Genomic DNA, 11,367 nt, shown 5'->3' on the forward strand with positions numbered 1-11,367 from the left:
GCCGAGCCGCCCGCCCGGCGCCGGGGCCGGCCCCCGCGCGGCGAGTCCGCCGGCACCCGGGACCGTATCCTCGCCGCCGCCCGCGAGGAGTTCTCCGCGCGCGGGTACGAGAAGACGTCCGTACGCGGCATCGCCAAGGCCGCCGGTGTGGACTCCGCGCTCGTCCACCACTACTTCGGCACCAAGGAGCAGGTCTTCGAGGCGGCCATCGAGGTCGCCTTCGCGCCCGCCCTGAACGCGCCGGACGCGGTCGCCGAGGGCCCCTCGGACGCTGTCGGCGAACGGCTCACCCGGTTCATCTTCGGCATCTGGGAGAACCCCACCACCCGCACCCCGCTGCTCGCGATCGTGCGCTCCGCCGTCAACAACGACACGGCCGCCGCCGTCTTCCGCCGCCTGATCGCCACGCAGCTGCTGCGCCGCATCGCCGCCCAGCTGGAACTGCCCGACGCCGAGCTGCGCGCCGAGCTGGCGGCCGCCCAGCTGGTGGGCTGCGCCATGCTGCGGTACGTGATCAAGGTGGAGCCGCTGGCGTCGGCGGACCTGGAGCGGATCATCGCCCGGGTCGCCCCCGTCGTACAGGGGCACCTGACGGCTCCGTGAAACGCCCGTCCCGCAATCCGGACACCTTGTCCCGCCCACTGGATGACCGGCGTACGCTCGAAGCAGCCACATCCGTCTGAAGGAGCGAGCGACGATGCCCGAGCTGAGGTCCCGCACAGTCACCCACGGCCGCAACATGGCGGGCGCCCGCGCCCTTATGCGCGCCTCCGGTGTACCCGGTGCGGACATCGGCCGAAAGCCGATCATCGCCGTCGCGAACTCCTTCACCGAGTTCGTGCCGGGCCACACCCACCTCCAGCCGGTCGGCCGGATCGTCAGCGAGGCGATCAAGGAGGCGGGCGGCATCCCGCGCGAGTTCAACACCATCGCGGTCGACGACGGCATCGCCATGGGCCACGGCGGCATGCTGTACTCCCTGCCCTCCCGCGACCTGATCGCGGACTCCGTGGAGTACATGGTCGAGGCCCACTGCGCCGACGCCCTGGTCTGCATCTCCAACTGCGACAAGATCACCCCGGGCATGCTGATGGCGGCCCTGCGCCTGAACATCCCGACGGTCTTCGTCTCCGGCGGCCCCATGGAGTCCGGCCGCGCCACCCTCGTCGACGGCACGGTCCGCACGCTCGACCTGGTCGACGCGATCTCCGACGCCGTCAACGACAAGATCTCCGACGAGGACATCCTCCGGATCGAGGAGAACGCCTGCCCGACCTGCGGCAGCTGTTCCGGCATGTTCACCGCCAACTCGATGAACTGCCTGACCGAGGCCATCGGCCTGTCGCTGCCCGGCAACGGCTCGGTCCTCGCCACCCACACCGCGCGCCGCGCCCTGTACGAGAACGCGGCCCGCACGGTCATGGACCTCACCCGCCGCTACTACGAGCAGGACGACGACACCGTCCTGCCCCGCAACATCGCCACCTTCCAGGCCTTCGAGAACGCCATGGCCCTGGACATCGCGATGGGCGGCTCCACCAACACGATCCTGCACCTGCTGGCCGCCGCCCAGGAGGCGGGCGTCCCCTTCGGCCTGGACCAGATCGACGCCGTCTCGCGCCGCGTGCCCTGCCTGGCCAAGGTGGCCCCCAACGTCGCCAAGAACCGCACGTACTACATGGAGGACGTGCACCGCGCCGGCGGCATCCCCGCCCTCCTCGGCGAACTGCACCGCGCCGGGCTGCTCAACGAGGACGTGCACGCCGTCCACAGCCCGTCCCTCTCCGACTGGCTCAAGACCTGGGACGTCCGTGGCGGCTCCCCGTCGCCGGAGGCCGTCGAGCTGTGGCACGCGGCACCCGGCTGCGTCCGCTCCGCCGAGGCCTTCTCCCAGTCCGAGCGCTGGGAGGCCCTGGACGACGACGCCGAGAACGGCTGCATCCGCTCCGTCGAGCACGCGTACTCCAAGGACGGCGGCCTCGCGGTCCTGCGCGGCAACCTCGCCGTCGACGGCTGCGTGGTCAAGACGGCCGGCGTGGACGAGTCGATCTGGACGTTCGAGGGCCCGGCGGTCGTCTGCGAGTCCCAGGAGGAGGCCGTCCAGCGCATCCTCACCCAGGAGGTCAAGGACGGCGACGTCGTCGTCATCCGCTACGAGGGCCCCAAGGGCGGCCCCGGCATGCAGGAGATGCTCTACCCGACCTCGTACCTGAAGGGCCGCGGCCTCGGCAAGACCTGCGCCCTGATCACCGACGGCCGCTTCTCCGGCGGCACCTCGGGCCTGTCCATCGGCCACGCCTCGCCCGAGGCGGCCTCCGGCGGCACGATCGCCCTGGTCCAGGACGGCGACCGCATCCGCATCGACATCCCGGGCCGCTCGATCGAGCTGCTGGTCGACGAGGCCGAGCTGGCCCGCCGCGCCCAGGCCCTGAACGGCGTCTACGCCCCGAAGAACCGCGAACGCAAGGTCTCCGCCGCCCTGCGCGCCTACGCCGCGATGGCGACGAGCGCGGACAAGGGCGCGGTGCGCGACGTGTCCCGCCTGGGCTGAACACCGGCAGCAGGGGCCGCCCCGACCCGGGGCGGCCCTTCGCCGTATCACCGGGGCGGTGCGCTGGCCCGGTGCCGCCGGGCGGTTCGCCGGTGCCCGTCTGACCGAGCCGCCGAGCGTCCTCGCGTCGCCGGGCCTCTCACCGCGCCCCGGGTCACCAGGCCGACGGTTTCCCGCCGTCCACGGCGAAGACCGTGCCGTCGGGCGCGGCGGCGAGGACGCGTCCGCCGACCGGCACCGGCGCGGGCGGGGTGCTCATGACCTCCGCCGAGTTCGCGCCCAGCCGCGCCGGCGTCTGCCCGACCAGCCTGCCGTTCCCGGCGTCGACGGCGAGCAGCCGGCCGTCGCTCGCGGTGAGGTACACCCGCCCGCCCCGCACGACGGGCGCCGAACCGCGGCTCACCGACGTCTCCAGGTGCCACAGGTGCCGGCCGGACTGCCCCGACTCCATGTCCACGGCGTCCAGGGAACCGCCGGTGGCCAGTACGTACACGACGTTCCCGCGTACGGTGGCGTGCGCGCCGTCGAGGACGGTGGGCAGCGCCACACGCCGGGTCGCGCCCGAGCCGGGGGTGTAGCGGACGATCTCCTCGGCGCCGTACGCGCTGTCCACGGACAGGAAGAACACCGAACCGCCCTGCGCCGCGAACGGTTTGAGCCAGCCGTCGAGCCGTACGTCCCACCGCGCCCGGCCCGTGCCCGGGTCGACGGCGGTCACCTGCGTGCTCGTCCCGTCGGCGGACGTACGCGTCGCGTAAGCCGCCGGAGCGCCGGGGAACGCGTCGAACGCCGGCACGCCCCGACCGGGCACCGTGCTGCGCCAGCGGGTGGCGCCGCTCGCACCGTCGACGCCGGTGACCGTGCCGTCGGTGCCGGTGAGCAGGGCCGTGTCACCGGCGTACCGCACGGTCGTCCCGGCCGGCACCCGCCGCTGCCACACCTGCCTGCCCGTGACCGGATCCAGCCCGGCGAGCCGTGAGCCGCCGTCCGTGTACGGCTGCACCAGCCCGCCGGAGAGGGCCGGAGGCCCGCTCGTGGACCGGGTGTCGACCGTGCGCCGCCACAGCAGGCCGCCGTCGCTCGCGGAGAGCGCGAAGACGACGCCCGGCCGCGCGCAGAACACCTTCCCGGCCCCGTACACGCAGTGCGGCATGCCCGCGCCGCCGACCGCCGGCCGGGCCGTCCACGTGCTGCCGGAGGCCGCCGTCAGGGTCGGCTCGCTCTTCCTCCGGGGTGCCTGATCGTTTCCGCCGGACGCCCACACCGAGACGAGCGCACCGAGCAGCGCCAGCCCGAGGCCCCCGGCCGACAGCGCCACCGCCCGCCGACGCCACGGGCGCCCGCGGGTGCCCTCGGAACGCCCGGCTCCAGCAGGAGCGCCGGCGGCCTCTGCCCCTGCCCCTGCCTCCGCCCCCGCCTCCGCCGAAGCCCGGTCCTCGCCCGCCCCCTGCTCCGCCCCCGTCCGCTGCGCCGGTATGAACGCCTGGGTGTCGTACGAGGCCGCGACCGAGCGCAGTTCCCGCATCAGTTCGTCCGGCGTGGGCCGGTCCGCGGGTTCCTTGGCGAGACACCGCAGCACCAGCGGCGCGATCCCGTCCGGTACGCCGGTCAGGTCGGGCTCGTCATGGACCACCTGGTAGGCGACGACGTACGGGCTGTCGGAGTCGAACGGCCCGCGCCCGGTGGCCGCGTGCACCATGACCGAACCGAGCGCGAAGATGTCGGCGGCCGGGCCGACCTCACGGGGCCGCCGGAACTGCTCGGGCGCCATGAACGGCGGTGTGCCGATCAGTTTGCCGGTCTCGGTGCGCAGTTCACTGTCCTTCGGCCGGGAGATGCCGAAGTCGATGACTTTCGGCCCGTCCTCGGCGAGCAGCACGTTGCTGGGCTTGAGATCCCGGTGCACGACCCCGACCCGGTGGATGTCCCGCAGTGCCTCGGCGAGCCCCGCCATCAGCCGGCGCAGCTGCTCCGCGGGCATGGGACCCTTCCGCTTCACATGATCGGAGAGGGTCGGCCCGGGAATGAACAGGGTGGCCATCCAGGGGCGGCCGGCCTCGGGATCGGCGTCCACGACGGGTGCCGTGAAGGCCCCGCTGACCCTGCGCGCGGCGGCCACCTCCTGCCGGAAACGGCCCCTGAACTCGGGATCCCGCGCGAACTCCGCGTGTACGACCTTCACCGCGAGCCGCATCCCCGAGGTACTGCGGGCGAGGTGTACGACCCCCATGCCGCCGGAGCCCAGACAGGATTCCAGCCGGTAGTGCCCGGCGTACTCGGGAAGTTCCGCTTCCGCGCCCGCTCCGGTGTTGCGCTGTGGCGCCATGGACCACCCCCGTGCTCTTCGTCCGCGCGCGCGACGCACGGAGCCTAGTCGATGACTCGTACGGGACAGAGGCGGCTTGCTAGCGTCTGGGTGCGAGTCGCGCACCTGCGTTTCGCGCCTGATGACAGAAGGACAACGGGGGAGGACCACTTTCATGTCAGTCGACCGCGCACAAGAGGCCGAGGCCACCGAGAACGGCGTCGACGGCACCGGCGGCGCCGGGAGCATGGTGACGGAGGCGGCGGCAGCCGTCCGCACCTACGCCGTCGCGCCCGGTGTCCGGCTCAACGTCCGCAGCGGCCCGGGCACGCAGTACAACCTGGTCCGCGTGCTGCCGGAGGGCGTCCGGGTACCGATCTACTGCCAGACCCCCGGCACCACCGTGACGGGCACCTACGGCACGACCAACATCTGGGACCTCATCGACAGCGGCGAGTACGTCTCCGACGCCTACGTCCAGACGGGCACCGACGGTTACATCGCCCCCCGCTGCGGCTGACCCCAGCCCGCACGGACCGGGCCGGGCCGGCGCCGGGCCCCGCCGGGGTGGGGGGAGCCGCCGACACGGCACGCCCCCCACCCCGGCAGCCCACCCCGCACGGTCCCCGCCCCGCCCGGAAGCCCGTCCGCCCCCGGCGCCATAATCGTGCTGTGAGCGACGAAACCGGCACCCCGGACACCTCGGCGGACTCCGGCGGCCACGCGGCCCGGGGCGATGGCGCGCCGCCGCAGGGCGGCGGCCCCCGCCCCGAGCCCCTGCGCTTCTTCGGCACCTCCTGGGTGCACCACGACGACGGCTACGCGGCCCGCCGCGCCGGTGTCGCCGTCGGCTCCCTCGCCGCCGCCGCCGTCTCCTGCCTGGTGCTGCGCCTGGCCTACCAGGGCATCCAGATCGCCGAATCCGGCTCCTTCGTGACCGTGCTGGTCGTCGCCATGTTCGCCATCTGCAGCGCGCTCGCCTTCCGCAACACCTGGGAGGGCTTCGGCAAGCGCCACGACCCGCAGCGCCAGGCCTCCCTGCGCGGCCTGCTCGCCATCGGCTTCGTCGGCACCCTCCTCGCCTACTTCTTCCGCTCCCTCACCGAGGCACCGGGCGAGAAGCTGCACCGCGAGGAGTACGAGCAGGCCCGCGAGGCCCATGAACGCCGCACCACCCGCCGCACCGGCAACCCGTCGCGGAAGAAGCGCCGCCGGTAGAACGCAACGGCGGGACGACGACGTCGAACGGCGACTTCGGAACGGCAATCGGCCCGACGGCGACGGTGAAACGCCATGGCGGAACCGCAACGGCAGCGAAAAGAGGAGGACGCGGACGCGGGGCGATGCCGTAGACAGGACCCCATGACCGTCACTCAGCCGTCGCCCGCCGACCCGCACGCCTCCCACGCCGCCCGCGCCGCCTCCTTCAACTCCGCCGCCGCGCAGTACGCCGCGAACCGCCCCTCCTACCCTCCCGCCCTCTTCGACGCCGTCGAGGAACTGGCCGGCCGCCCCCTGCCCGGCGCCAGGACGGTGGACGTCGGCGCCGGCACCGGCATCGCCACCGCCCTCCTGCACGCCCGGGGCGCCGACGTCCTCGCCGTCGAACCCGGCGCGGGCATGGCCGCCGAGTTCCGCCGCGCGCTCCCGCACATCCCGCTCGTGCGGGGCGACGGCAACGCCCTGCCCGTCGCCGACGCCCACGCCGACCTCATCACCTTCGCCCAGGCCTGGCACTGGACCGATCAGGCCCGCTCGGTGCCGGAGGTGCTGCGCGTGCTGCGCCCGGGCGGTGCGCTGGCGCTGTGGTGGAACACCGAGGCGCTGGACATCGACTGGATCACCGACGCGGCCCGTCGCGTCGGCCGTTTCCTGGGCGTCGACACCGTGGCCGAGAAGCGCAAGGCCGCAGACCGCATCGAGCTGGCCGACCCCAGCGGGCGTCTGGACTTCACCCGCCGCACGGTCCGCTGGAGCCGTCGCGTCCCGGTCGACACCCACCTCGCCAACATCGGCAGCCACTCGGCCTTCCTCGTCACCCCCGAGGAGCGCACGGCCGCCTTCCTCGAGGAGGAGCGCGGCCACCTGCTGAAGGTCTTCCCGGACGGCATGGTCGAGGAGACCTACGACGTCCTCCTCCTGGTCGCCCGCAAGCCCTGACCCGGCAGCCCGCACCTCCCACGTCCCTCACCGGCTCCCACCCTTTCCCCCGCCCCTTGACGTCCGGGCCCCGCCAGGCCAATTATTCATCACATGATGAATTACGAGCCGGGCCCTCCACCCCCTGCCGCCACCGCCGCCGTCCACGCCGACGACCTCACCGTCACCCGCGGCCCCCGCACGGTCCTGCACCACCTCCGCTTCACCGTCCCCCGCGGCCGGATCACCGGGCTGCTCGGTCCCTCCGGCTGCGGCAAATCCACCCTCATGCGCTCGATCGTCGGCACACAGGCCAAGGTCACCGGCACCCTCGACGTCCTCGGCCACCCGGCCGGCCACCCCACGCTGCGCAGCCGCATCGGCTACGTCACCCAAGCCCCCTCCGTCTACGACGACCTCACCGTCCGTCAGAACCTCGACTACTTCGCCGCGATCCTCGACCCCGGCCGCGCCGCCGACCGCCGCCACCAACACGTCACCCAGGCCATCGCCGACGTCGACCTCACCAGCCACGCCGACGCCCTCGCCGGCAACCTCTCCGGCGGCCAGCGGGGCCGCGTCTCCCTCGCCGTCGCCCTCCTCGGCACCCCCGAACTCCTCGTCCTGGACGAACCGACCGTCGGCCTCGACCCCGTCCTGCGCCGGGACCTGTGGAACCTCTTCCACGACCTCGCCGCCACCCGCGGCGTCACCCTCCTCGTCTCCTCCCACGTCATGGACGAGGCCGAGCGCTGCCACCGCCTCCTCCTCATGCGCGAGGGCGAGATCCTCGCCGACAACACCCCGGACGCCCTGCGCACCCGCACCGGCACCGACACCGTCGAGGCCGCCTTCCTGCGCCTGGTCGACGAGGCCACCACGGGCCGCACGAAAGAGAGCACCCGATGACCCCGAGCCCCCTGACCACGGCGAGCACGACGACCCCGGCGGCCCCCGCCACGCGCCCCGGCGCCCTCAACGCCTCCCGCACCACCGCCACCGCGGCCCGGGTCCTGCGCCAGCTGCGCCACGACCCGCGCACCATCGCGCTGCTGATCCTGATCCCGTGCCTGATGCTGATCCTGCTGCGCTACGTCTTCGACGCCAGCCCGCGTACCTTCGACGACATCGGCGCCTCCCTGCTCGGCATCTTCCCGCTGATCACGATGTTCCTGGTCACCTCCATCGCCACCCTGCGCGAACGCACCTCGGGCACCCTGGAACGCCTCCTCGCCATGCCCCTCGGCAAGGCCGACCTCATCGCCGGCTACGCCCTCGCCTTCGGCGCCCTCGCCATCGTCCAGTCCGCCCTCGCCACCGGACTCGCGGTCTGGCTCCTCGGCCTCGACGTCACCGGCTCCCCCTGGCTGCTCCTCCTCGTCGCCCTCCTCGACGCCCTGCTCGGCACGGCCCTCGGTCTCTTCGTCTCGGCCTTCGCGGCCTCGGAATTCCAGGCGGTCCAGTTCATGCCCGCGGTGATCTTTCCCCAGCTCCTCCTCTGCGGCCTGTTCACGCCCCGCTCCGACATGCACCCCGTCCTGGAGGCCGTCTCCGACGTCCTGCCGATGTCGTATGCCGTCGACGGCATGAACCAGGTCCTCCACCACACCGACATGACGGCGACCTTCGTCCGCGACGTCCTGATCGTCGCCGGCTGCGCGCTGCTCGTGCTGGGCCTGGGAGCGGCGACGCTACGACGGCGCACGGCGTGACCGCGGGGGCCACCGGCCGATGTTCCGCCCACCGGACACCCCGCCCGCGCACCCCACCCCGGTGCCAGACTGAACCGCATGAGCCAGAAAGTCGCAGTCCTCGGCACCGGCAAGATCGGCGAAGCCCTGCTCAGCGGAATGATCCGGGCCGGCTGGGCCCCCGACGACCTCCTGGTCACGGCCCGTCGCGCCGAACGCGCCGAAGAACTCCGCACCCGCTACGGAGTCACCCCGGTCACCAACACCGAGGCCGCCAAGACCGCCGACACCCTGATCCTCACGGTCAAGCCGCAGGACATGGGCACCCTCCTGGACGAACTCGCCCCGCACGTCCCCGCCGACCGCCTCGTCATCAGCGGAGCCGCCGGTATCCCCACCTCCTTCTTCGAGGAGCGCCTGGCCGCGGGCACCCCGGTCGTCCGAGTCATGACCAACACCCCCGCCCTCGTCGACGAGGCCATGTCGGTGATCTCCGCCGGCAGCCACGCCACCGAACAGCACCTCGCGCACACCGAGGAGATCTTCGGTGGTGTCGGCAAGACCCTCCGCGTCCCCGAGAGCCAGCAGGACGCCTGCACCGCACTCTCCGGCTCCGGCCCGGCCTACTTCTTCTACCTGGTCGAAGCCATGACCGACGCCGGCATCCTGCTCGGTCTCCCGCGCGACAAGGCCCACGACCTCATCGTCCAGTCCGCGATCGGCGCCGCCGTGATGCTCCGCGACAGCGGCGAACACCCGGTCAAGCTCCGGGAGAACGTCACCTCCCCGGCCGGCACCACCATCAACGCCATCCGCGAACTGGAGAACCACGGCGTACGGGCCGCCCTCATCGCCGCCCTCGAAGCCGCCCGCGACCGCAGCCGCGAACTCGCCTCGGGCAAGAAGGACTGAACCGACCGCCCCACGCCGGCCCGCGGGCGGTGGCCCGTCCCCGCCCGCAGACCGGTCCAGGCGGACCACCGCCCCCTGTCGCCGCACCCAGACCGCCGCCCGGCTACCGGGCAGCGCTCAGCGAAGGCTCCGCCACGGGCGGCAGCAGCCCGATCGCCCTATAGGCCGTATCGACCGTCGGCCGTGCCAACGCCCGCGCCTTCTCCGCACCATCCCGCAGCACCCCCTCGACATACGCCGGATCAGCGCACAGCTCCCGGTGCCTGGCCTGCACCGGCCGCAGCACCTCCACCACCGCCTCCGCGGTGTCCTTCTTCAAAGAGCCGTACGAGTCGTAAACGTCCGCCAGTGACTGAGGGTTCCCGCCCGTGCACGCAGCGAGAACGTCCAGCAGATTCGCGAGGCCCGGCCGCTCCGCCCGGTCGTAGACGACGTCCCGTCCGCTGTCCGTCACCGCACGCAGCACCTTCTTGCGCACCACGTCCGGCTCGTCCAGCAGATAGACGACCCCCGCCCCGGCATCGTCCGACTTCCCCATCTTCCGCGTCGGGTCCTGGAGGTTCATCACCCGCGCCGCCACCTGCGGAAGCGTCGCCCTCGGCACCACGAACGCCTGCCCGTACCGCTGGTTGAACCGCACCGCCAGATCCCGGGTCAGCTCCACGTGCTGCGCCTGGTCCTCGCCGACCGGCACCTCGTCCGTGCCGTACGCCAGGATGTCCGCCGCCATCAGGACCGGATACGTCAGCAACGACAGCCGCACGCTCCCCCCGCGCTCCCGCTCCTTCGCGGCCTTCTCCTTGTACTGGATCATCCGCCGCATCTCACCGTCGGTCGCCACGCACTCCAGCAGGTACGACAGCCGCGTGTGCTCATCCACATGGCTCTGCAGGAACACCGTGCACACCTCGGGGTCGAGCCCCGCCGCCAGCAACAAGGTCGCCGTCTGCCGGCTGAGCCTGCGTACGCGCGCCGGATCGTGGTCCATGGTCAGCGCGTGCAGGTCCACCACACAGAACAGCGAGTCCGCCCGGTGCTGGTCGACCTCGGCCCACCGCCGCGTGGCCCCCAGGTAGTTGCCCAGGGTCAGGTGCCCGGTCGGCTGAATCCCGCTGAAGACCCGAGTCATCTCCACTCCACCTTCTGGTCGGGACCGCCGCCCTTGCGGCCGGCCCCCGAGACCCGGAGGGAGATACGAGAACGGCCGCCGAGGCGGCGGCCGTTGAGTGCATACGTGAGTCCGGCCGCCGTCAGGCGGCCCACCAGAGCTGGGTACACGTACGCGTCATCACGCACCCCACAGTACGCCCCCGGAGTGCCTCGCGGCAGCGAGTTGACACGCCCCGCGCCGATACGTAGTGTTCTCCGAGTTGTCCGACGTGAGCGCCGACCCCGGTCGGTCCCCGGACAGCCAATCCGCAGGCACCACCCACTCAATCGACGCTCTGGCGCCGACTGCTTTGGTGTGCGTATTTGCGAAATGAGGAATCCGCGTTCGAAAGGACGCCAGCCCCCGATTAGCTCGGGAGCCAGGAATCCGCTAAAGTCTCACTCGTCGGAACGGCCCAACGGCCGGGAGGACAAACCCCGCTGACCGGGGATCAGACGCCGAAAGGATCTGATAGAGTCGGAACCGCCGGAAAGGGAAACGCGAGAGCGGGAACCTGGAAAGCGCCGAGGAAATCGGATCGAGAAAAGATCTGATAGAGTCGGAAACGCAAGACCGAAGGGAAGCGCCCGGAGGAAAGCCCGAGAGGGTGAGTACAAAG

General features: G+C 72.3%; 10 protein-coding genes. 8 read left to right on the forward strand and 2 right to left on the reverse strand.

Going from position 1 to position 11,367, the window contains the following annotated elements; all coding sequences use genetic code 11:
* Positions 1-603: TetR family transcriptional regulator (locus tag ABZV94_RS36775; protein ID WP_356348523.1), on the forward strand; the 603-nt coding region annotated here is incomplete at its 5' end.
* A gap of 94 nt (positions 604-697) precedes the next feature.
* Positions 698-2,551, forward strand: coding sequence for a dihydroxy-acid dehydratase (gene ilvD / locus ABZV94_RS36780; protein ID WP_356348526.1), 1,854 nt, complete (start codon positions 698-700; stop codon positions 2,549-2,551).
* Between the two features lie 154 nt (positions 2,552-2,705).
* Here ilvD and ABZV94_RS36785 read toward each other — a convergent pair whose 3' ends face one another.
* A complete protein-coding gene (locus ABZV94_RS36785; RefSeq protein ID WP_356348529.1) occupies positions 2,706-4,877 on the reverse strand; it encodes a serine/threonine-protein kinase in 2,172 nt (723 codons plus the stop codon).
* A gap of 154 nt (positions 4,878-5,031) precedes the next feature.
* On the opposite strand from ABZV94_RS36785, the gene ABZV94_RS36790 reads away from it, so the two are divergent.
* The 6 genes from ABZV94_RS36790 (at position 5,032) to proC (ending at position 9,598) form a co-directional block, all read left to right on the forward strand.
* Complete coding sequence (locus ABZV94_RS36790; RefSeq protein WP_356348531.1) at positions 5,032-5,376, forward strand: SH3 domain-containing protein; 345 nt, start codon at positions 5,032-5,034, stop codon at positions 5,374-5,376.
* Positions 5,377-5,633: 257 nt separating this feature from the next.
* Entirely contained in the window at positions 5,634-6,074 is a 441-nt protein-coding gene (locus ABZV94_RS36795) for an EamA/RhaT family transporter (protein WP_356348547.1), read from the forward strand.
* Between the two features lie 144 nt (positions 6,075-6,218).
* Entirely contained in the window at positions 6,219-7,016 is a 798-nt protein-coding gene (locus tag ABZV94_RS36800; RefSeq protein WP_356348534.1) for a class I SAM-dependent methyltransferase, read from the forward strand.
* Positions 7,017-7,109: 93 nt separating this feature from the next.
* A complete protein-coding gene (locus ABZV94_RS36805) occupies positions 7,110-7,904 on the forward strand; it encodes an ABC transporter ATP-binding protein (RefSeq protein ID WP_356348536.1) in 795 nt (264 codons plus the stop codon).
* Positions 7,901-8,707 (forward strand): ABC transporter permease, encoded by an 807-nt coding sequence (locus ABZV94_RS36810; RefSeq protein WP_356348539.1) that lies wholly within the window; start codon positions 7,901-7,903, stop codon positions 8,705-8,707. Before ABZV94_RS36805 ends, ABZV94_RS36810 begins: the two co-directional genes overlap by 4 nt.
* A 78-nt stretch (positions 8,708-8,785) precedes the next feature.
* Positions 8,786-9,598 carry a pyrroline-5-carboxylate reductase gene (gene proC / locus ABZV94_RS36815; RefSeq protein WP_356348541.1) on the forward strand — a complete coding sequence of 271 codons (813 nt, stop codon included), beginning with the start codon at positions 8,786-8,788 and terminating at the stop codon, positions 9,596-9,598.
* 103 nt (positions 9,599-9,701) lie between these two features.
* On the opposite strand, the gene trpS is transcribed toward proC, so the two are convergent.
* A complete protein-coding gene (trpS, locus tag ABZV94_RS36820; RefSeq protein WP_356348544.1) occupies positions 9,702-10,727 on the reverse strand; it encodes a tryptophan--tRNA ligase in 1,026 nt (341 codons plus the stop codon).
* Positions 10,728-11,367: the final 640 nt, after the last annotated feature.

Source organism: Streptomyces sp. NPDC004658, from assembly GCF_040609555.1.
In the GTDB taxonomy this organism is placed as follows: domain Bacteria; phylum Actinomycetota; class Actinomycetes; order Streptomycetales; family Streptomycetaceae; genus Streptomyces.